The organism is Kushneria sp. EE4, assembly GCF_977968315.1.
In genome coordinates this window covers 3,261,893-3,284,765 of the sequence record NZ_OZ386212.1, presented here as the reverse complement: position 1 = coordinate 3,284,765, position 22,873 = coordinate 3,261,893, and the positions used below count along the sequence as shown (strand labels likewise).

Annotated in this window: 16 protein-coding genes; 12 read left to right on the top strand and 4 right to left on the bottom strand. The window is 63.3% G+C overall.

Annotated elements, in window-relative coordinates; genetic code table 11:
* Positions 1-2 precede the first annotated feature (2 nt).
* From ACXMYO_RS14860 to ACXMYO_RS14805, 12 genes are all read left to right on the top strand, one after another.
* Positions 3-911, top strand: a complete 909-nt coding sequence (locus tag ACXMYO_RS14860; RefSeq protein WP_438765697.1) for an oxidoreductase — start codon at positions 3-5, stop codon at positions 909-911.
* 141 nt (positions 912-1,052) lie between these two features.
* Positions 1,053-1,868 (top strand): SDR family oxidoreductase, encoded by an 816-nt coding sequence (locus ACXMYO_RS14855; RefSeq protein WP_457809287.1) that lies wholly within the window; start codon positions 1,053-1,055, stop codon positions 1,866-1,868.
* Between the two features lie 130 nt (positions 1,869-1,998).
* Entirely contained in the window at positions 1,999-2,607 is a 609-nt protein-coding gene (locus ACXMYO_RS14850) for a cell wall hydrolase (protein WP_457809286.1), read from the top strand.
* Between the two features lie 88 nt (positions 2,608-2,695).
* On the top strand, positions 2,696-3,664 hold the full coding sequence (locus ACXMYO_RS14845; RefSeq protein WP_457809285.1) for a DUF2235 domain-containing protein: 969 nt from the start codon (positions 2,696-2,698) through the stop codon (positions 3,662-3,664).
* Between the two features lie 312 nt (positions 3,665-3,976).
* Positions 3,977-5,305, top strand: a complete 1,329-nt coding sequence (locus tag ACXMYO_RS14840; RefSeq protein WP_438765693.1) for a TIGR00366 family protein — start codon at positions 3,977-3,979, stop codon at positions 5,303-5,305.
* Positions 5,306-5,388: 83 nt separating this feature from the next.
* Positions 5,389-7,191 carry a carboxylesterase/lipase family protein gene (locus tag ACXMYO_RS14835; protein ID WP_457809284.1) on the top strand — a complete coding sequence of 601 codons (1,803 nt, stop codon included), beginning with the start codon at positions 5,389-5,391 and terminating at the stop codon, positions 7,189-7,191.
* A gap of 62 nt (positions 7,192-7,253) precedes the next feature.
* Positions 7,254-8,891: a carboxylesterase/lipase family protein gene (locus ACXMYO_RS14830; RefSeq protein ID WP_457809283.1), complete on the top strand. Its 1,638-nt coding sequence runs from the start codon at positions 7,254-7,256 to the stop codon at positions 8,889-8,891.
* A gap of 133 nt (positions 8,892-9,024) precedes the next feature.
* On the top strand, positions 9,025-9,258 hold the full coding sequence (locus ACXMYO_RS14825) for a hypothetical protein (RefSeq protein WP_457809282.1): 234 nt from the start codon (positions 9,025-9,027) through the stop codon (positions 9,256-9,258).
* A 166-nt stretch (positions 9,259-9,424) separates the two neighbouring features.
* The gene (locus ACXMYO_RS14820; RefSeq protein ID WP_438765689.1) at positions 9,425-10,711 is read left to right on the top strand and encodes an oligosaccharide flippase family protein; all 1,287 of its coding nucleotides are present in this window, start codon (positions 9,425-9,427) and stop codon (positions 10,709-10,711) included.
* Between the two features lie 38 nt (positions 10,712-10,749).
* Complete coding sequence (locus ACXMYO_RS14815; RefSeq protein WP_457809281.1) at positions 10,750-11,880, top strand: CapA family protein; 1,131 nt, start codon at positions 10,750-10,752, stop codon at positions 11,878-11,880.
* 247 nt (positions 11,881-12,127) lie between these two features.
* Positions 12,128-13,282, top strand: coding sequence for a M20 aminoacylase family protein (locus ACXMYO_RS14810; protein ID WP_457809280.1), 1,155 nt, complete (start codon positions 12,128-12,130; stop codon positions 13,280-13,282).
* 131 nt (positions 13,283-13,413) lie between these two features.
* Complete coding sequence (locus ACXMYO_RS14805; protein ID WP_438765685.1) at positions 13,414-15,594, top strand: EAL domain-containing protein; 2,181 nt, start codon at positions 13,414-13,416, stop codon at positions 15,592-15,594.
* On the opposite strand, the gene yccS is transcribed toward ACXMYO_RS14805, so the two are convergent.
* From yccS to dgoD, 4 genes are all read right to left on the bottom strand, one after another.
* On the bottom strand, positions 15,569-17,791 hold the full coding sequence (gene yccS, locus ACXMYO_RS14800) for a YccS family putative transporter (RefSeq protein ID WP_457809502.1): 2,223 nt from the start codon (positions 17,789-17,791) through the stop codon (positions 15,569-15,571). The genes ACXMYO_RS14805 and yccS overlap by 26 nt on opposite strands.
* A gap of 220 nt (positions 17,792-18,011) precedes the next feature.
* Complete coding sequence (locus ACXMYO_RS14795) at positions 18,012-20,096, bottom strand: TonB-dependent siderophore receptor (RefSeq protein ID WP_457809279.1); 2,085 nt, start codon at positions 20,094-20,096, stop codon at positions 18,012-18,014.
* A gap of 175 nt (positions 20,097-20,271) precedes the next feature.
* Entirely contained in the window at positions 20,272-21,438 is a 1,167-nt protein-coding gene (locus ACXMYO_RS14790; RefSeq protein ID WP_457809278.1) for a nucleotide sugar dehydrogenase, read from the bottom strand.
* 263 nt (positions 21,439-21,701) lie between these two features.
* A complete protein-coding gene (gene dgoD, locus ACXMYO_RS14785; RefSeq protein ID WP_457809277.1) occupies positions 21,702-22,850 on the bottom strand; it encodes a galactonate dehydratase in 1,149 nt (382 codons plus the stop codon).
* Positions 22,851-22,873: the final 23 nt, after the last annotated feature.

Here is a 22,873-nt window from a genome sequence, read left to right as displayed (position 1 = left end):
CCATGACTGAACGCGCGGATAGACGGCCGCTGGCCGTGGTAACCGGCGCCAATGCGGGGCTGGGGTTTGAAACGGCGCGCGCCTTGATGCATCAGCACTACCGCGTCATCGTGGCCGCGCGCAACGAGGACAAGGGCCACGCCGCGGTCGAGGCGCTGCGCGCGGAATCGCCCAAGGCCGATGTGTGCCTTGAGCTGCTTGATCTTGATCGACTGAGCTCGGTGCGTGAATTTGCCGACCGCGTGCAGGCCCGCGAAGCCTCGCTGGATCTTTTGATCAACAACGCCGGCGTCATGGCGCTGCCTGAGCGCGAGCTGACAGAAGAGGGCTTCGAGCGTCAGTTCGGCGTCAACTATCTGGGCCATTTTCTGCTGACAAGCCTTTTGCTGCCGCAGCTGATGCACGCCGCCTCACCGCGGGTGGTGCAGCTATCAAGTCTGGCCCACCGGGGCGGGCGCATCGATTTCGATGACCTGCAGGGCGCCAATGATTACGACCCGTGGCGCGCCTATCGCCAGTCCAAGCTGGCCATGCTGATGTTCAGCCAGACCCTGCAGCGCCACAGCAACCGGGAGCTGTGGGGGCTGGACAGCCTGGCGGCGCATCCGGGGCTGTCGCGAACGGCGCTGTTTGATCACGGCGTGAAAAGCCGCCCGCTGGTGGGCACGCTCTTTCGCCTGGCCATGCCGCTTTTGAGCCAGAACGCCACCGAGGGCGCCCGCCCCACGATCCACGCTGCCACCGCCAGCGACATTCGCCCGGGCGACTATTTCGGCCCCGACGGCGCCGGCGAGACGCGCGGCGCCCCGAAACGGGCCCGGCTTTCCAGCGCGGCGCGTGATTCGGTCCAGGGCGAGCGCCTCTGGCAGGTCTCGTGTGAGCTGACCGGGGCCGAGTGGCGCGCCGGATAGTGCCGCCATCGAATCGAGGCGGCGGCCTGCGACACGACGCCTCAAGCCCCTGACTGGCAAAGGGGCCGGGCAACTGCTTTATTGAGGGCCCTTTGAGGCGTCATGGACATGACGTTTCCTGCCAGTCAAAGGGAGTTCATCATGGGCAGAATCGATCAACGCATTGCCGTGGTCACCGGCGCGGCCACCGGCATCGGTGCCGCCACGGCGAAGACGTTTGCCGAGGAAGGCGCCACCGTTATCTGCGCCGACGTCAACGAGCAGGAAGTGATGCGCACGGTCAGCGCCATTGTCGATGCCGGCCACCGGGCCGAGGGCCACACCCTGGACGTGGCCAGCGAAGAAGCCGTGAAGCGCTTTGCCGAGCAGGTCAAAACCGATCATGGTCGGCTGGATATTTTGTTCAACAACGCCGGCGTCGATCAGGAAGGCGGCAAGCTGCATGAATACCCCACCGAGCTTTTCGATCGCATCATCGCCACCGACCTGCGCGGCACCTTTCTGGTCAGCAAGTATCTGATCCCGCTGATGCTGGAGCGCGGCGGCTCGATCATTAACACCACCTCGATGTCGGCCTCCGCCGGCGATCTCGACCGCTCGGGCTACAACGCGGCCAAGGGCGGGGTGGCCAACATGACCAAGACCATGGCGATCGACTACGGCCGCAGCGGCATTCGCGTCAACGCGCTGGCCCCCGGCACCATCGAGACGCCGCTGGTCAGCGATCTGGCCGGCAGCCCGGAAGACGACAGCGGCCGGCAGTTTCGCGAGGTGCAGAAGTGGGTCACCCCGATGGGCCGGCTTGGCAAGCCCGAGGAGATGGCGAAGGTGGCGCTGTTTCTGGCAAGCGATGACAGCTCCTTTGTCACCGGTGAGACCATCCTCGCCGACGGCGGCGTGATGGCCTACACATGGCCCGGCAAGATGCTCTTTGAAAAGGGCTGGAAAACCGACTGAATTTTTCTTCCCCAAAGCGCCCATCCGGGCGCTTTTTCGATCTGTGCCGCGCCTGCCCTGGCCTTAAAGAGGGTTTCCGGGGGCTTTCAAGGATGCGTAGGATAGAACCTTCTTCGCCACGAGAGCTGCCATGCGCCACGCCCTGATCCTCGCCGCCTGTCTCGCTGTCTGTCTGAATGCCCCCACGCTTCAGGCATCAGACACCACCCAGCGCGCCGTCGCGCAGCAAAAGGCGCAGGTGCTGGAACAAAGTGCGTCCAACGAGGGCGGCGTGCAGCCGCCACCCGATGACGTTCGCCTCACCCGTGACGGCACACGCGCGATCGACCCGAAGGGCCAGGCGCCGCTGGATGATGCCGTCAGCTGTCTGGCCCGCTCCATCTACTGGGAGGCCAAGGGCACCGACCGGGAAGAGATGGAGGCCGTGGCCAGCGTGATCATGAATCGTCTCGGCAGCCGCCGCTTTCCCACTACGCTGTGCGGTGTGGTCCAGCAGGGTCCGGAAACCGGCAGCTGCCAGTTCTCCTGGTGGTGCGACGGGCGCCCGGATGAGGCCAGAGAGCTGGGAGAATACGCCGCGGCTCGCGAGATCGCCCGGCGCGCGCTGAACGCCACCCTGGTGGATCGCACGCACGGGGCGCTGTTTTTCCATCATCGCGGCATCACCCCGAGCTGGGCTTCAAGCTTTGTGCAGACGGCCGAAACCGGCAGCTTCCAATTCTATCGCCCGCCGAGCTGAGGCATCCCCGGCGTGACTGGCGCGACAACGGCCAGACGCTACGCTAAAGAGCCCGACATGACATCGCTATCAGGGCGGAGCGACAGCAATGGGCAAGAATCTTGTGGTGTGCTGCGATGGCACCAATCAGCAGTTCAGCCGCGTCAACACCAACGTAGTGCATCTGTTTCGATCGGTCGTGCGCCACGGCGATCAGCAAAAGGCCTTCTACAGCCCGGGCGTGGGCACCTTTGCGGCCTCCTTTTTTGGCCTCGGCGTGGGTCGTACGCTGGGGCGCGCCCTGGGCACCGCCTTTGGCTACGGCATCCAGCAGAACATGGAGGATGCCTACCGCTTTTTGATGAACGAATACGAGCCCGGTGACCGGGTCTTTTTGTTCGGTTTCAGCCGCGGCGCCTTTGCCGCCCGCTCGCTGGCCTCGATGATCGACCGCTGCGGCATTCTCTATCCGCATCACGAGAACATGGTTCAGGAGATCACCCGACGCTTTCTGCGCGGCGATGACGCCACCTCCCTTCGCAGCTTTCGCGATACCTTCGCCCGCCCCTGCAAGCCCTGGCTGGTCGGCGTGTGGGATACCGTCGGCGCGCTGGGCTGCCTGATCTCGCTGCGCAAGTTTCACAACCGCCGCCTGAGCCCGGGGGTGCGCTACGCCTTTCACGCCCTGGCACTGGATGAAAAGCGCCGACCCTTTTCCCCCACGCCCTGGGACGAGAGCAAGGCCAAAGACGAGCAGCACATCGAGCAGCGCTGGTTCGCCGGCGGGCACAGCGACGTGGGTGGCGGGAACTCCGAGCACGGACTTTCCGACATCACCCTGCGCTGGATGCTGGAGCGCGCGGTCGAGCATGGATTGCAGCTGGAAGGCGATCCGCTGTCCCGGATTCACGGCGACCCGACAGGCACACTGCATCAAAAGTCCTCGCTCCTGTGGCGGCTGCTGGGCATTCAAGAACGACACTACCCACCCGATGCCCTGATCGATGACAGCGTGCAAAAGCGCATCGAGCAGGTCGAGGGCTATCAGCCGGCGGCACGGGCAAAAAAACCGAACTGACACACCCGGCAAGCGTCGCATCAGCAACGATGCATTAATGAGTGCGTTCCCCTGCGAACATCACAACGGCCCAGGCGTCGGGCCGTGTTCGCAAACACCCTTGCGTCACACCCTCGCCAGAGGCGCCATGCCCGGCCGCCTCAAAGGATTAATCAAACCCGTTTCAAGCTGAAGTTCGCCGTTTCAGGCCGTTCATGAGCACTTCTGCCCGTGCAGCTGTGGCCCCGTGGCGTCTAGCGTTCGGGCACCCGGTGCATGACGGATGCCCGGCGAGTCACTGTACGCCCAACAATTACGGGAGCCTCATCCTTCATGCGTGTCATTGGTCGTCTCTTTACCCATATTGCCGAACGCTACCTGCCCGACGCCTTTGTCTTTTTGTTTTTCCTGACGCTTGTGGTGCTGGGGCTGGGTATTTTTTGGGGCGACGGCCACGCCCCCCGTCAGGTACTGGACTACTGGGGCAACGGGTTTTTCAGCATCTATGAATTTACCTGCCAGATCATTTTAGTGCTGGTCAGCGGCTACGCCCTGGCCCATACCCGCCCGGTGCGACGCGCGCTGATCGCCTTTACCCGCCTGCCGCGTACCGAGGTGCAGGTCATCGTTGCCACCACGCTTGTGGCCATGCTGTGCAGCTGGATTTCCTGGGGGTTCGGGCTGGTGGCCGGCGGTCTGGTGGCACGCGAGATGGGCATTGCCCACCGTGGCCGGGTGCATTACCCGCTGGTGGTGGCGGCGGCCTACTCGGGCTTTATCGTCTGGCACGGCGGCTATGGCGGCTCGATCCCCACCGTCATCGCCAATCCGGGCCATTTTCTGGAAGCCGAGATGGGCATCATTGCGGTGTCGCAGACGGTCTTTTCGATCGGCAATCTGGCCATTCTGGCCGCCATGGTGCTGGTGGTGCCGGCGGTGCTGGTGTCGATGCGACCGCGCGGCGACGAACCCCGCGTGAGCCTGCCGGACAGCGAGCAAAGCGATGACACGGTCGCCGCGCCGATGCCCGACCGGGCCGGCATGACCCCGGCGCAGCGCCTTGAGTATTCACGACTGATCCCGCTGACACTCGGCGTGATCGCGCTGCTCTGGCTGCTGGATCATTTCGTCACCGGCGGTGGGGTCAACATCAATACGGTGATTCTGGGCTTTTTCGCCCTGGGGCTGGTGTTCTCCCGCCACGCCCGCGAGTACATCGCCTTTTGCACCGGCGGGTCGCGCACGGCCTACGGCATCATCATGCAGTTTCCCTTCTATGCCGCCATGATGGGCGTGATCGCCGGTACCGGCATGGCCGCCGATATCGGCAGCGCGCTGGTCTCGATCGCCAGCAGCGAGACGCTGCCGTTCTACGCGTTTTTGAGCGCCGGGCTGATCAACTTTTTCATCCCTGCCGGGGGCGGCCAGTGGATCATGCAGGGGCCGATCGTCATCGATGCGGCTCAGCAGCTTGATGCCAGCATGGCAAGCGTTGCCATGGCGGTGGCCTGGGGCGATGCCTGGACCAACATGGTCCAGCCCTTCTGGACCCTGCCGCTGTTGGCCATTGCCGGGCTGCAGATTCGCGACATCATGGGCTATACCTCGGTCATCATGCTGGTCACCGGCGTCGTGCTGGGCATCGCCATGTTTTTGATCTGATCTTCCCGAACGACCGCGCGCGTTTGTAGTCAGACCCGGGGTGAGTCGCTGGCGGCGACGGGACCGGTCGACAGGGAGAAGGCATGCAGGCAGCGACAGCCAGACGGGGCGTAACCCTGATGACATGGGCGGTATTGAGCCTGTCGGCCGGTGTCGCCGCCGCCGATGACCATCCGCCAGCCGGCCGGGTCGATGAGTCAGTGGCCCTTGAGGTAGCAGGCCCCGGCGCGCTTGAGGAGGCACCCGCGGCGGTCCCGGTCGATGAATCGATAGCCCTTGAGGTGGCCGGTCTCATTCGGGCTGCGGCGGACAACGCCCCGGTCGCACGCGTTGACAACGGCCTGCTGCGCGGCGAGCAGGCGCAGGGCTTTTCGGTCTATCGCGGCATCCCCTTCGCAGCGCCGCCGGTGGGCGCCAACCGCTGGCGTCCGCCGCAGCCGGTCAAGCCTTGGTCGGGCGTGCGACCCGCCACACGCTTTGGCCGTGACTGCATGCAAAAGCCACTGACCAGCACGACCTCCCCCGGCGATGAGCGCCCCGATGAGGACTGTCTCTATCTCAACGTCTGGCAGCCCGAGGGCGCGCGCACCGGCACTTTTGATGACAGGGCGGACAGTGACGGCCGGGCGGTGGTGGTCTGGCTCTACGGCGGCGCCTACGTCAACGGCGGCGCCTCTTCCCCGGCCTATGACGGTGAGAGCTTTGCCCGCGACGGCGTGGTCTATGTCAGCTTCAACTACCGGCTGGGGCGCTTCGGCTTTTTCTCTCATCCGGCCCTGAACAATGAGGACGACGACGCCCCGCAGGGCAACTACGCCGTCATGGACCAGATGGCCGCGCTTGAATGGGTCAAACAAAACATTGACCGCTTCGGCGGCGACCCCGATGACATCACCCTGGTGGGCGAATCCGCCGGCGGCAACTCGATCCTCAATCTGATGGCAAGCCCTGCCACCGAGGGGCTTTTTCAGCGCGCCGTGGTGATGTCCGGCGGCGGTCGCGGGCTGCGCGCCGTGCGCCATGACCTGCACGAGGACGCCCCCGACAACCCCTCGGCCGACACCTTCGGTCAGCGCTTTGCCAGCCGCCACGGCATCGAAGGCGACGATGACCGCGCGCGCGAGGCGCTGCGGGCCCTGCCGGCCGAGGCGGTCACCGGGGATCTCAACATGAGCATGATGTATACCCCCAACCGCGAGCGCGACACCTACGCCGGCGGGCCGGTGCGCGATGGCCGGCTTCTGGTCGACGAGACCCAGAACCGCTTCAAACAGCAGCAGCAAAGAAGGATACCGCTGCTGATCGGCTCGACCAGCATGGACCTGGGCCGCTTTGATGCCGCCTCGAAAACCGAGCTGTTTGACGCCTTCGGCGACAACGCCGATCGCATGCGCGCGCTCTATGACCCCAGCGGCGGCGTCAATCTCAAAACCCTTGCCAAGGAGATCGGTCGTGATCGCACCATGACCGAACCGGCACGCTTTATTGCCGACGAGATGTTTGCGGCGGGCCAGCCGGTGTGGCGCTATCGCTTCTCCCACGTGGCGGCACCCAAACGCGACGACTGGTCGGGGGCACCGCATGCCACCGACATTCCCTATCTCTTTGATCAACTGGAGAGTGCCTACGGCAGCGGCATCGATGACAGCGACCGCACCACGGCCACCGCCTTTCACCGCTACGTGGTCAACTTCGCCCTGACCGGTGACCCCAACGGCGAGGGTATGCCGCAGTGGCCGCAGCACGACCCCGAGCAGGAACGAATGGTGGATTTCACCCAGGATGACGGCCCTCAGGTGATGCGTGACCCCTGGTGGGAGCGGCTGGACATGATCGAGGGGCGCTGGGTGGCTGCCCCCGACACCGGGCCGGATGATCGCACCTGACGAGATCACCGGCCGGGCGTGGTCTATCCTGAGCGTACGATCAAGAGACAACGGAATGGCGCATGCAACGCTGGCTGAAAGGACTGCTGACTCTGGGACTGCTGGCCGCCCCGCTGTGGGCCGCGGCTCAAAACGCTCCCTTCGATTCGCCCGTCACCCGGGTGAACATCGACAGTGGCGCACTGCAGGGCAGCAGCGCGCTCGAGGTGACCGCCTTCAAGGGCATCCCCTATGCCGCGCCGCCGACGGGGGAGAACCGCTGGCGGCCCCCGCAGCCGGTCCCGCCCTGGCCGGGCGTGCGCCAGGCTGGCAGCTTCGGTCCGGACTGCATGCAGCGCCCCGACCCGGGGGATGCCGCGCCGCTGGGCGTAACGCCGGCCGAGGACTGTCTGTATCTCAACGTCTGGGCGCCGGCTGACGCCATTCCCGACCCCGAAGCGGATCGCTCGCAGACCAACCATCCGGTGCTGGTGTGGATCCACGGCGGCGGCTACGTCAACGGCGGCACCTCAACGCCCGTTTATGATGGCAGCGCCTTCGCCCGCGACGGCGTGGTTCTGGTCAGTCTCAATTACCGACTGGGCCGTTTCGGCTTTTTTGCTCACCCCGCCCTGAGCCGCGAGCAGCAGGGGCAGGCAACCGGCAATTACGGCGTCATGGATCAGGTGGCCGCCCTTGAGTGGGTGCAGCGCAACATCGCGGCCTTCGGCGGCGATGCCGATAACGTCACGATCATGGGCGAATCCGCCGGCGGCGCCTCGGTGCTGGATCTGACCGGCTCCCCGGCCGCGCGCGGGCTGTTTCAGCGCGCCGTGGTGATGTCCGGCGGCGGCCGGGCACTGATGGGGCCGATGCCGGCCCTTTCCGACGATCGGCCCGATCACCCCTCGGCCGAGACCATCGGGGAGAACTTCGCTCGTCGTCACGGTATCAACAAACAGGGGCGCGAGGCGCTGGCCGATCTCAGAGCGCTTCCCGCCGAACAGGTCGTGGACGGGCTCAACATGAGCAGTCTCATGGCCTCTCGTGACAAGCCGGTTACCTTTACCGGCGGCCCGATCCGCGATGGCGAGCTGATTTCCGGTGAGCCCGAGGGCATCTATCAGGCAGGTTTTCAGCAGCAGGTGCCGATGCTGATCGGGACCACCGACGCCGATCTGGGCTTTGCCACCGCTGACAGCATGAACGCGCTGCTCACACCCTTCGGCGAGGACGCCGACCGGGCCCGCGCGCTGTATGACCCCGAGAGCAGCGATGACGTGCAGCAGGTCGGGCGAGAGATCGGCATGGATCGCATGATGACCGAGCCGGCGCGCTTTATTGCTGATCGAGTCGCTACCAGCGGCGAGCCGGTGTGGCGCTATCGCTTCTCGCATGTGGCACTCAAGGCGCGTGATCGCTGGTCGGGCGCGGTACATGCCAGCGAGCTGCCCTATCTCTTTCGCACGCTGAATACCCGCTATGACGACCTGGATGACAGCGACCGGGCCATGGCCTGGCAGCTGCATCGTTACGTGGTCAATTTCGCCCGCAACGCCAACCCCAACGGCGGTGGCGCGCCGACCTGGCCCGTGCACACCCCGCTGTCGAACCTGATGATGGATTTCACTCAGGATCAGGGGCCGGTGGCCCGCCAGGACCCGTGGCAGGCGCGGCTGGATCTGATCGAGCGCCACCTGACGCCGGCGGTTCATCGCTGAAGACGCCACTACGCCCCTTGATGGCCGATGGTTACGAAAGACTACGACTTTGGTAACCTGATGTAACAAAGGGGTCAAGCCGGCTTTGGCGGCGCCGATAAAGGCAGGGAACCTCTTCTGGATTTCTGCCCCCATGAAACTGGACCGCTTCTACGCACAGGCCAACGAACAGGACGCCGTGTTACAGGATGAAAAAACCCATGACGCCCTCATGAGCATGCTGTCGCCCTGCCAGCAGCTGGAGCAGGACTACACGGGCCTGATCCGGCGCGAGACGCAGATGCGTCTGGCCTGGCAGGAAATGCCCGATCATCTGCGGGTGCTGTTGAAGGCCACCTCGCTCGGCCGGCTGCTGGAAGGCCTGTAGGCCCGGCGAACCGAACGGATTTTCCTGCCCTGACCTGATGTTGCGCCCCGATACCCGGTGAGACATCGCACAACTCTGCACACACGGTAACCGTTTCTGGTGGCATGATCGGCATCCCTTGCCGATCGGCCTCTCATCGGCGTCCCACCCCTGAAAAAGCAGCTTCATGAACAAGGCACTTATCAATACCGCCTGGATCCTCGGCGAGAAGGTCATGTTGGCGCTGGCCGGTATTTTCATCACGGTCTATGTCGCCCGCTATCTGGGCCCCAGCGAGTTCGGCCTGATCAGCCTGGCGCTGGCGATCGTGGCCCTGATCACGCCCATGGTGAAAATGGGCGGCGATAACGTGGTCTTTAACCGCCTGGCCCGCAACCGCGCCAGTGGCCTGCTGTTGATGGCCGCCTCGACCCGGGTGCGAATGATCAACTTCGTCGTGATCTGTACGCTTTTGACCGTGGGCGCCTGGTTTTATTTCGATACCCCCAAACAGATGCTGGTGTTCTCCATCATCATCTGGGGCAGCTTTTTCACCACCAACGAAATCTACAGCATCTTTTTCAACTCCTCGCTGGACTCCAAGTTCAACACCGTGGCGCAGAACATCGCCCTGGGTGTGGGTGTGGCGCTGAAGTTCGCCTTTATCAAGCTGGGGGCCACGGTCGGCTTTTTTGCCGCAGCCAACATCATTCAGTGGGCGGTGTCGTATTTCATCAAACAGTATCTGTTTCGCAAAAAGACCCGCGACATTGCCCATACCTTCAAGACCCGCAGCCGACGTCATTCGCGCCATATCGTGCAGGTCGGCATTCCGCTGGCGATCTCGAGTCTGTCGATTGCACTGTATACCCGTACCGATCAGATCATGCTGGGCAGCATGCTCGATGAGACCCACGTGGGCTGGTACAGCGCCGCGCTGACCCTGTCCCAGGGCTGGATGATGTTTCCCATGGCGCTGATGACCTCCTGGATGGTCGGCATCAACCATGCCGCACGCAACAGCGACCCCTCGGTATTCGAGCACCGCATTCGCCGCCTGTTTCTGGCCGTATTCGTGGTGGCGGTGATTCCGGCCACACTGATGGGCCTTTTCCGGGTGCCGCTGATCGAGCTGCTCTATGGCGATGAGTACACCCCGGCGGCCACGGTGCTGGGCATTACGGTCATCTCGTCGGTCTTTTCGGTGCTGGGCACCTCGGCATTCAACGTGATCACCGTCATGGGCGGCTACAGCTTTCTGCTCAAGAAGATGCTGTTTGTCAGCGCGCTCAACATTGTCTTGAACTACCTGCTGATCCCGCAGTACGGGCTGGTCGGTGCGGCCATGTCGACGCTGATTGCCGAGATTTTGTCGGCGGTGGTGCTCAATCTTTTCTACCGCCGGGGCCGTGTCCTGAAACTTCAGCTGACCGCCTTCATGGGCGCCAGACCCGCTCCTGCGCCGGCCGGCTGATCCGGCCGGCCCTGTCGATACCATCGGAAACCGATACCATGATTGAAATGTTTGTCTGTGGGGATGTGGTCAACCGCCAGTACAGCGGCGGCCCCGTCTGCGATGATGCCATGAGCGACACCATCGCCGGCTGCGATTACGCCGTGTGCAATTTCGAGGCCCCGGTTCGCGGTTACGGCCGCGAGCAGCCCAAGGACGGCCCGCACATCAACCAGCAGGCCGAGATCATGTCGGTTCTTAAAAGCCACGGCTTTGACATGATGCTGCTGGCCAACAACCACATCATGGACTTTGGCGACGAGGCACTCGAGGCCACGCTGCGCGAGGGCGAGCGCCTGGACGTCGACATGCTCGGCGCCGGCATGACCGTCGAGCGGGCCTACCTGCCGCTGATCCGCGAGATTCAGGGCGTGCGTATCGGCATGATCAACGCCTGCGAGGCGCAGTTTGGCGTGCTCGATCACAACGCCGAACCCGATCAGGCAGGCTACGCCTGGCTCAACCACCCGGCCATTGATCGGATGGTGCTCGAGCTCAAGGGCGAGTGCGATTTCGTCATCGTCTTCGCCCATGCAGGGCTTGAGTACTACGACATTCCGCAAAAGGAGTGGCGTCTGCGCTATCAGCACCTGTGCGATCTGGGCGCCGATGTCATCGTGGGCGCGCATCCGCACGTGCCCCAGGGCCACGAAACCCACAACGGTTCGTTGATCTTCTACAGCCTGGGCAATTTCTACTTCAGCAACCGCCACAATCCGGCGGCGAAGAAGAACTACTCCTATGCCGTGAAACTGGGGTTTGAAAAGGGCGAGCCGGTGCGCTTCACGCCGGTCTTTCATCACACCGAAAACGATGTGGTGTGCCTGTCACCGGAAGACGATCGCACCGATCTGGCGCGTCTCGACGCCCTGCTGCACGAGGACTATCAGCGCCGCTATGACGAGATGAGCACGGCCATCTATCAAAAATACATTCAGCCCAACCAGATCCGCAGCCTCATGGGCGTGCCCTGTGACGGCACGCTCAAGGGCAGCATCAAGGAAGTGGCGGCCACGCTGCTGGGCAAGCGCCGCCATCTCGACAAGCCGGTGCTGGGCATGCACCTGATGAAAAACGAGACCTACTACTACGCCGCCCGGCGCGCCACCGAGCTCAAGGCGAAGCGCTGACGCCGCGTCATCGCTTACCGATGGCAACGTCAGCGCTTGCCGTTGACACGAACAGGGCCCCTGACCGGCAACGGTCAGGGGCCCTTTGCATGACGAGATCACAAGCGCCGGCGCACGCCATGATGACAGGCTGCATCGACACTCGGGCGTGATCGGCATAAGGTTTTCGTTTTGGCATGCGACACGCCCGGCATGTCGAGACATCGGTATCGCTGCCAACGATAATCCTTTTGATCAGGAACACTTCATGACCGCTTTTGAGCCCTATCCCAGCGCCGAGCAGCTGCGCCAGTGGCGCCACGACTTTCATCAAAATCCCGAAATTGCCTTTGAAGAGCACCGCACCAGCGCGCGCATTGCCGAGCTGCTGCGTGAGGCCGGTCTTGACGTCCACACAGGTCTTGCCGGTACCGGCGTGGTCGCAACGCTTGATGGTGCCCGCGGGCCCGGACGCACCGTTGGCCTGCGCGCCGATATCGACGCGCTCGCCATCGAGGAGGCGACCGATCTGGACTACGCCTCTCAAACCCCGGGGCGCATGCATGCCTGCGGCCACGATGGCCATACCACCATGCTGCTGGGCGCGGCCTGGGCGCTGGCACGCGACCCTGACTTTGCCGGCCGGGTGCACTTCATCTTTCAGCCGGCCGAGGAGAACGAGGGCGGTGCCCGGGTGATGATCGAGCAGGGGCTGTTTGACCTGTTCCCGATGGACGCGGTCTACGGTCTGCACAACTGGCCGGGCATGCCGGTGGGCGAGGCCGCCGTGCACAGCGGCCCCTCGATGGCGGCCTTTGATGTCTTCACGCTGCGCCTGTCCGGGCGTGGCTGCCACGCCGCCATGCCCCACATGGGCGATGACGTCGTTCTGGCAGGCTGTGAGCTGGTAACCCGTCTGCAGGGGCTCATCAGCCGGGAGCGCCCGGCGCATCAGCCGGCGGTGCTGAGCGTCACGCAGTTTCACGGCGGGGACGCCTTTAACGTCATGCCGTCCACGGTGGAGCTTCGTGGCACCCTGCGCTGCTTTGATCCGGCCCTTCGTGAGCATCTGGAAAAGCGCTTTCGCGAGGCCGTCCAGGCCGGCGCCGATTTTCACGGCCTTGCGATCGAGCTCGACTATCAGTCGCGCTACCCAGCCACCATCAACGACGCCGAGCAGGCTGCTCGCTGCGCCTCAGTCCTTGAGGGCATGCCGGAGATCGAGAAGGTGCATTACGATCTGCCGCCCTGCATGGCCTCGGAAGATTTTGCCTTCATGCTGGAAAAGTGCCCGGGCGCCTACATCTGGATGGGCAACGGTGACAGCGCCGCTTTACACAACCCCGCCTACGACTTCAACGACGCGCTCGCCCCCCTGGGCGTGGCCTGGTGGCAGGCGCTGGTTCGACAGCTTCTGAGTTAACCCTTTCCCCGGCGACGCCATGCCTGCCATCGCCGCAGTTGAGGCTTAAAAAAGGCCTTAATTGCGGCTTTAATCAGACAACACTGTTTCATAATCTTCGTCAGCTTTTGACGACGTCTGCATGACCTGCCGTGGCAGCAACGGACGCCTTTCCTTACCTCTTCGATCAGATTATCGCCATGGCCGAACCACGCCCGCCTGCCAGTGCCATCACGATGGACAGTGATGCCCTCTATCGTCAGCTGGTACAAAAAATCACCGATTACGCGATCTATATGCTCGACCCCGAGGGCATGATCCTGAGCTGGAATGAAGGCGCCCGATACTTCAAGGGCTACTGCAGCGAGGAAATTCTGGGTCAGAACTTCAGCTGTTTCTATACCCCTGAGGAACGTGACGCGGGGTTGCCCATGCAGGGACTGGCGACCGCACGCCGTCACGGTCGACACGAGGCAGAAGGCTGGCGCCTGCGCAAGGATGGCAGCGTTTTCTGGGCCAGCGTGGTCATCGATGCCATTTATGACAAAGAGCAGCTGATCGGCTTTGCCAAGATCACCCGCGACATTACCGAAAAACGCGCGCAGCAGCAGGAAGTCATCAAGGCACGCGATGCTGCCGAACAGCAGGCACGCGAGCTGAGCGGGCTTTACGCCTTTTTGAATACCGTCATCCACAATATCCCGACCCGGGTGATCGTCGAAGACCAGACCGATGGCCATCTATTACTGTGCAACCATGACATTCAAAAACATCAGACCAGCCCGCGCACGCTGCTGGCCAACCTGCCCACCGATGCGCTGCTGACGCGAATCCGATCCGAGCTGCCGCGGAAAGAGGCCGAGACGGCGCAACATCTCAGGCTCAAGCTGGAAACGCCGGAGGGCACCTGTCGGCTGAAATGCCTGGTACTGGATATCACGGATAACGGCGAGGCCACCGGCCAGCGTCTCTATCTGGTGGATGACGTGACCGAAGAGCACACCGCCCAGGCCACCATTCGCCACATGGCCCACCATGATGCTCTGACCAACCTGCCCAACCGGCTGCTGTTCGGCGAACGCACCCGGGCACTGCTGGAAAACCTCGAACCGGCGATCGAAAAAGTGGGCATGCTGCTGCTGGATCTGGACAATTTCAAAAACATCAACGACGTGCTGGGCCATCAGGTCGGCGACGAGCTGCTGTGTCAGGTGGCCGCCCGGCTGCGCCAGCATCTGCACCACGGTGAAACACTGGCGCGCATTGGCGGTGACGAGTTCGCCCTGCTGGTGCCCGAGGCCCGTGACGAGACCGGTCTTTCCCTTCTGGCCAAAACGCTGGCCACCAGCGCGCGCGCGCCCTTTCAGCTCAGCGAGCATCTGGTACAGACCGGCATCAGCCTGGGCGGCGTGCGAGCATCCAGAGACATCGACAGCTTCGAGCAGCTGATGCGCTGCGCGGATCTCGCCCTTTATGAAGCCAAGCGACAGGGCAAGGGCCGCTACGAAACCTTTCATCCGGCGCTGGCCCGGCTGGCGCGTGAGCGGCTCAATCTGGAAAACGATCTGCGCGGCGCGCTGGCACAACAGGCGCTCTTTTTGCTCTACCAGCCCATTTATGACATCACCGGGACCCGCACCACCGGGTTTGAAGCGCTGATGCGCTGGCGCCATCCGGTCCGGGGGATCGTCTCTCCGCTGGAGTTCATTCCGATTGCCGAAAACAGCGGGCTTATCCTGGAAATCGGCGCCTGGGCGCTGGTCGAGGCTTGTCGAGAGGCCAGCCGCTGGCCGGATGATCAGCGCATTTCGGTCAATTTATCACCGGCACAGTTCAAGCGTCAGGCACTGGTGGATGAAGTCGCCCACGCTCTGGCGATCACCGGAATCACGCCGTCCCGGCTGGAGCTTGAAATCACCGAATCGATCCTGCTTGATGCCAGCCAGCACAACATCGAGATCCTGCACCAGCTCAAGCAGCTGGGGGTGCGCATCGTGCTGGACGACTTCGGCACCGGCTATTCATCGCTTCACTACCTGCGCTCTTTCCCGTTTGATCGACTCAAGATCGATCAGAGCTTTATCCGCGAGATGTGCGACAGCCGCGAGGCACTGGCCATCGTGCGGGCCGTCACCGGCATGGGCAAGAGCCTCGAGATGGAAGTGACCGCCGAAGGGGTCGAGCGCCCCGAGCAGATGGCGCTTTTGCAGCAGGAGGGCTGCTCTCATCTGCAGGGCTTTCTGCTCGGACGGCCCGGCAGCCCCGCCGACATTCCCTGCGCCGGGCAAGCGCCGGGCGCTGTGGCCTCTACGAAGTCGCACGCCCCGGGCTGACCGGGCTGCGCCGCTGGCCCTGCTGATCCAGCAGCCGGCCGGCCACCTCGGCCAACGGCGCCATCTGATGGCAGATCATCGCCAGCTGGGAGTGCACCAGTCGGCGAGCGTCCTCGACCTCCTCTGGCAGCTGTTCGACAAAGGCCACCATCGACTCGGGCGGCGGTGACAGCGCGCCAACCGCCTGACGCTGGGCAAGCGCCCGGGCAATGGTCGAAAGATAGCCGCTGATCGCCTCGAAAACCGGGTCCAGCTCCTGCATATCGAGGCGCTCGCTGACGCTGCGCCGATGCGCGCCCAGCGCCGAGAGATGCCCCAGAATGCTGTGGGTGATCACCAGCAGCCGATAGCCCTCATCGGCGTCATGACGATACTGCCCGGGCTCCTGCATGACGCTGGCCAGCCGTGTCGACAGCGCCGCATCGGCGTTGTGGGCGTTGCGCCGCGCCAGCCGATAGGCCAGATCATCGCGCTTGCCGCTGCGATACTGACGCACGATCTCGCTGAAATAGGCCTCACTGGCCGTCACCACCGAGGCCGCCTCGCGATTGAGCCGCCGCCCCTGCCAGTCCGGCAGGATCAACAGCACCGCCAGCGCGGCAAGCCCTGCCCCCAGCAGGGTATCGAACAGCCGCGGCCAGATCAGATCAAAGCCGTCGCCGACCTGATTGAAACAGGCCAGCACCATCAGTGTGATGGCCGCCGTGGCGAGCGTGTAGTGACGAATGCGCGCGGCAAAAAAGAGCACCCCGGCCAGCACCGCAATCAACGCCTGCGCCGCATCCCAGGGAAAGAGCGTAATCAGCGCCCAGCCGGCCACCAGCCCCATCACGGTGCCGGTGATGCGCTGGCGCAAAAAGCGGTGGGTGGCACCAAAGCTCGGCCGGCAGACAAACAGCGTGGTCAAAAGGATCCAGTAGCCCTGGGTCGGGTGAATCAGGCGCAGCAGCAGATAGCCGGCCACCAGCGCCGAGGAGAGCCGCAGGGCGTGACGAAGAATCGGTGACGAGGTCCGAAAATGCCCGCGCAGGCGCTGCCAGCCGTCACTGAGACTGCTGGGCGAGCGGTCCAGCAGCTTGCGGTCGGGCTCATCGAGTGCCAGCTCCGGGTTGTCGGCGCGGGTGAGCTGGCGCTCCAGCTCGCCCAGATTGATGGCAAGCGAGATCAGCGAGCGCAGCAGCCGATGGTTCTGGCGCGTATCCGCCCCGGGCGGGTGGCTCTTGAGATACTCGATCGAGGCGCGCAGATCGCCGAGTGCCTGCTCGCTTTCGCCGTGATCGAACGACTGGCGCAGCAACAGCGCCTGCCCCAGCGCCCGGCAGGCCTGCCCCTGCTGATACAAAAGGCGCTGACAGCGAAACAAAACGTCGCTGTGAAAGAAGTGCTCGGCCAGCGCGTCGTAGTCGTAGTGGGTGGAGCTGGCGCGCTCGTGAATGTCCTGCGCGATCAGATACAGCCGCAGATAGCGGTCAATGCGCGCGCTGTTGTGCTGGCCCTGCAGCCGCGACAAAATCATCTCCTTGGCCTCGTTGAGCGCACTGACCACCCGCCCGTTCTGACGCGCCAGCGCCAGCCGGCGCGAGGCGCGATCCACCCCGCGCAGCGGCTCGAACAGCGAGGCCTTGATGGCCAGATACTCCCCCAGCTCCGTCATCAGCGCCGCCAGGCTCTGACGCACCGGCTGATGAGTAAACAGCGCCTGCCACACGATCGACAGCCCCCCGTACCAGGCCGCCCCGGCCACCAGCAACAGCGGCCCGTGCCAGAGATTTTCCGCCGTCACGTCGCCGCGCTGTTCGATGTTGATCATGGTGTAGACCGACAAAATCAGCGTCGCCGTTGTGATGGTGGCGTAGCGCTGGCCGATGGCGCCGAGCATGATCATGGTGAAGGTGGCAAGGCCCAGCCCGATGCCGAAAAGCCACGGATGGGCAAAGGTCAGCTCCACGGCAAGCGAGGCGATGGCAAAACACACCAGCGTCACGAGCAGCGCCCGCAGCCGGCCCTGCCAGCTGTCATCCGTCTCGGCCAGCGCGCTGGCAATCACGCCCAGAAACAGCGGAATCATCTGCTCGATGTGCCCCAGAAGCCAGCTCCAGAGCATGACGCCGGTCAGCGCGATAAACACGCGCAGGCTGTAGGCAAAGGCATCCAGCGCCCAGAGGCGGCGCAGTGAATGGGTCAGGCGGTCGAACATGGCGCTGGCATCCACGGGTGACAAAAAGGCGGGGCGTACCAGCGCGAACATAACAGAAAGGCGATGGAGACGACATCGCCTGCGCCCCGGGCTCGCCCGTCAGCTGCGCGCTCGGGCATCACAGGCGGCGGCATCGGCCATCGATAGCCGGGCATGAAAAAGCCGGCCCCGGAGGGGCCGGCGAATGGCGCGATACGAACAACGCGTCGACAAGGGCGGCTTACCAGCGGTATTTCAGGCTGCCGATCACGCTTCTGGATTCGCCGTAGTAACACCAGTACTCGCAGCCGCTGATGTACTCCTTGTCGGTCAGGTTTTTGGCGTTGACCTGCACCGTCCAGTTCCGGTCGATGTCGTAGCTGGCCATGGCGTCATAGACGGTATAGGCCGCAACGGCGGTGTCGCTGTACTGCGGCGAGTCGACGCTGGTGCCCATGTAGCGCGCCCCGGCGCCGAGCGTCAGCCCGTCGAGTGCGCCCTGATCAAAGCCGTAGTTGACCCACAGCGAAGCCTGATGACGCGGGACAAGGCCGGCACGCTGATCCCGCTGGGTGTCGCTGACATCAACCGTCACGTCGGTATAGGTATAGGCGGCCTTGAGCTGCAGCTCGTCGGTGAGATAGCCCACGCCTTCGAGCTCGAAACCGCGCGAGTGGCGCTCGCCGCCCTGATTGCTTGATGAACCGCCGCTGGGATAAAGCGTATTGGTCTCCTTGAGATCAAAGACCGCCGCCGTGGCGTAGCCGTCCAGCCAGTCGGGCGCGTACTTGACCCCCAGCTCCCACTGGCGGCCCTCGCTGGCATCATAGGCACTGCCGTTGAGATCGTTGCCAACGTTGGGGGTAAACGACTCGCTGTAGCTTAGATAGGGCGACAGGCCGTAATCGCCGAGATACATCGCCCCGCCGGTATACGACATCTGGCTGTCGTCGTAGCCCTGATTGTCGCCGCCCTTTTGACGGTTGGTGACGCGGGCGCTGTCATGGCGTGCGCCGGCCATCAGAATCCAGCGGTCTTCAAGGCGCAGCTGGTCCTGAACGTAGAGCCCGTACTGCTCCTTGCCCAGGTCAAAATCCGTCTTGCCTTCCCGATCCCTGAAATCGGCATCGCCGGGGTTGAAGATATCGATGCTGCCGTAGGGAAAGGCGTCGCGGCTGGAATACTCGGCATCGAGGTTCTGGTAGTCAAAGCCCATCAGCAGCGTGTTCTCGATGCCATCGCCGTACCAGTTGCCGATCAGGCGGTTATCGATGGTCGTGGCATCATAGCTGCCGTCGCGGTCGGTCAGGCCGAGCACGGCATTGCGACCATCAGCCGTTATGGATGAGGGATAGGCCGTACGCAGCAGCAGGTCCAGCGTGCTGAAACGGGCGTTCTGCTCGAAGGACCAGGTGTCGTTGAATTGATGCTCGAGCTCGTAGCCGATCGAGATCTGGCGATGCTCGAGGCGGTCGTTGTCGTTGTCGCCCAGATCGGTATCGCGATCGATTTTGCCAAAGGGCGTGTCGTTGACGGTGCCATAGGGCAGATAGAAAACGTTGGCGGGGGTGCCGTGATCGCGCTGGTAGCTGGCCAGCAGCGTCAGAGTGGTGTCATCGGTGACATCCATGGCCAGGCTCGGGGCCAGATAGACGCGCTCGTTGTCGGTGCCGCGCTGCTCCCAGTCGTGCTCGCGAAACAGGCCCACGAAACGGTAGCGCACGTCGCCGCGATCGGTCAGCGGCCCGGAGGTGTCGATCCCGATCTGGCGGTGGCCCTTGTTGCCGCCCTGAAGTTCGACAAGGCCCCGGGATTCCTCGGTCGGGCGCTTGCTGACGGCGTTGACGATGCCGCCCGGCGGCGCCTCGCCATACAAAATGGAGGCCGGCCCCTTGAGAAACTCGACCCGCTCCAGGCCGAACGGCTCGGTTTTCCACCACAGATAGCCCGCCTCGCGAAACAGGCGCAGGCCGTCCTGATAGGTGGATTTCTCGCCGCTGAAGCCGCGAAACAAGAACCAGTCGGCCTTGGCATCGTTGCCATAGGGGGCCGTGACCGCGCCGGCCCGGTAATTGAGCGCCTGATCGTATTGCGTGACGGCGCGCTGCTCGAGTTCCTCATCATCGACGATCGAGGCCGAGCGCGGCGTTTCCAGCAGCGGTGTGGGAACCTTCAGCGCCGTGCCGGTGACGACCATGGTCTCCCCCTGCGCGGCGCTTTCCTGCTCGGCAGCCGTCGCCACACCGGTAATGATCACGCTGCCTGTCGCAACGCCAAGCGCGACACGTTGTATCAGCCGGCGCCCGTAATCCTGTTCCCTTGTCATTGCCTGAAACCCTTTGAATTATTCTCGTCCTGACCCGACAGCGCCACCGGCTGCCAGTGTAAATTTTGTGCATTTGAAAACGATTCGCATATGGTGTGCAACAGGCATTGACTTAAACAGACACAAAAAAACCATCCCGAAGGATGGTTTTGATAAAAGCGTGCTGGCGACCGACTCAGTCGGTGTGGAACAGATCGCGGGTATAGACCTTGTCCTTGACGTCTTCGAGTTCGGGCAGCATACGGTTGGCGATGATGACATCGGCCTCTGCCTTGAAAGCCTCGAAATCGGTAATGACGCGGGAGTTGAAAAACTCCTCTTCCAAAAGGCTCGGCTCGTAGACAATGACTTCCACGCCCTTGGCCTTGAGGCGCTTCATCACGCCCTGCATGGCGCTGGCGCGGAAGTTGTCGGAGCCGCTTTTCATGACCAGACGGTAAACGCCGACCACCTTCGGCTGGCGGCGCAGAATCGCCTCGGCCACGAAGTCCTTGCGGGTGCGGTTGGCATCCACGATGGCCTGGATCAGGTTGTTGGGCACGTCCTGATAGTTGGCCAGCAGCTGGCGGGTGTCCTTGGGCAGACAGTACCCCCCGTAGCCAAAGCTCGGGTTGTTGTAGTGGCTGCCGATGCGTGGATCAAGGCCCACGCCGTCAATGATCTGGCGCGCGTTGAGCCCGTGGGTCTCGGCGTAGGTGTCCAGCTCGTTGAAATACGCCACGCGCATGGCCAGATAGGTGTTCGAGAAGAGCTTGATCGCCTCGGCTTCGGTGCTGTCGACCAAAAGCGTGGGAATGTCCTGCTTGACCGCGCCTTCCTTGAGCATGTTGGCAAACTGCTCGGCGCGCTCGGAGCGCTCGCCGACGATGATGCGCGACGGGTGCAGGTTGTCATACAGCGCCTTGCCCTCGCGCAGAAATTCCGGCGAGAACATCAGGTTGGGCGTGTTGAAACGCTCGCAGGCCTCACGGGTATAGCCCACCGGCACGGTGGATTTGATCACCATCACGGCGTCAGGGTTGATCGCCATGACGTCGTCGATGACCGACTCGACGCTTTTGGTGTTGAAGTAGTTGGTCTGAGGGTCGTAATCGGTGGGCGTGGCGATGATGACAAACGCCGCGTCACGATAGGCCGCTTCCTTGTCCAGAGTGGCAGTGAAGTTCAGCGCACGGTTGGCCAGAAAGTCCGAGATTTCCGTGTCTTCAATGGGTGATTCCCCCTGATTGAGACGCTCGACCTTCTCGGGCACGATATCGACCGCGACCACTTCATGATGCTGCGCCAGCAGCATGGCGTTGGAAAGGCCCACATAACCTGTGCCTGCAACTGCAATTTTCACTTGAACCGTCCTTTCGTCAAAAATGTGCTTTACCGGCCGTCATCGAACCCTGCCATTGCCCGAGTGACAACGCCCCACCGGGGCCGCGACCGTGACTGTTGCCCGGTATCATACGCGACCCATGGCGTAACGCGCTTGGCACAAACGCTACTTTTCGTCACCTTACAACGTCTTTCAAGCCACCACGACGCCCTTCAAACAAAAGGGCCAGCGCAGGGCCGGCCCATGGTAACGCGCATCAACGCTTGTGATCAGTACCCTGCCTACCACTCGGCAAAGCTGCCGTCGGCGTGACGCCAGATCGGGTTGCGCCAGCGGTGGCCGATCTCGGCGCGCTCGCGTACGTATTCCTCGTTGACCTCAACGCCCAGCCCCGGCCCCTGCGGGATCTTCACGTAGCCGTCTTCATAGGCAAACACTTCCGGGTTTTTGACGTAATCCAGCAGGTCATTGCCCTGGTTGTAGTGAATGCCCAGGCTCTGCTCCTGGATGAAGGCGTTATAGCAGTTGGCATCGAGCTGCAGGTTGGCGGCCAGCGCAATCGGCCCCAGCGGACAGTGCAGGGCAAGCGCCACATCGTAGGCCTCGGCCATGTTGGCGATCTTGCGCGTCTCGGTGATGCCGCCGGAGTGGGACGGGTCGGGCTGGATGATATCCACATAACCGCCGGCCAGAATCTGCTTGAAGTCCCAGCGCGAGAAGAGCCGTTCCCCAAGCGCAATCGGAATGTTGGACAGCGGCGCAATTTCCTTGAGCGCCTCGGCGTTTTCGCTGAGCACCGGCTCTTCGACAAACATCAGGCGATAGGGCTCGAGCTCTTTCATCAGCACCTTCGCCATCGGCTTGTGCACCCGGCCGTGGAAGTCCACGCCGATGCCGAAGTGCGGGCCGACCGCATCACGAATCGCCGCGACGTTGGCAATGACGCTGTCGACCTTGTCGAAGGTATCGACGAACTGCATCTCTTCACTGGCGTTCATCTTGATGGCGGTGAAGCCGCCGTCCATGCGCTCTTTTGCCATGCGCGCGGTATCGGCCGGGCGGTCGCCGCCGATCCAGGAGTAGACGCGGATGCGATCGCGCACCGCACCCCCCAGCAGTTCATGGACCGGCACGCCCAGCACCTTGCCCTTGATGTCCCAAAGCGCCTGATCGATACCGGCCAGCGCGCTCATGTGAATGGCGCCGCCGCGGTAGAAGCCGCCGCGATACATCACCGTCCAGTGATCCTCGATGTGGCGCGGGTCCTTGCCGATCAGGTAGTCGGAAAGTTCGTCCACCGCCGCAGCCACGCTGTGGGCGCGGCCCTCCACCACCGGCTCGCCCCAGCCGACAAAGCCCTCGTCGGTCTCGATTTTCAGAAAGCACCAGCGCGGCGGCACGATGAAGGTTTCCAGTCGGGTAATTTTCATGACAGTACTCGGCAGTTCATGGT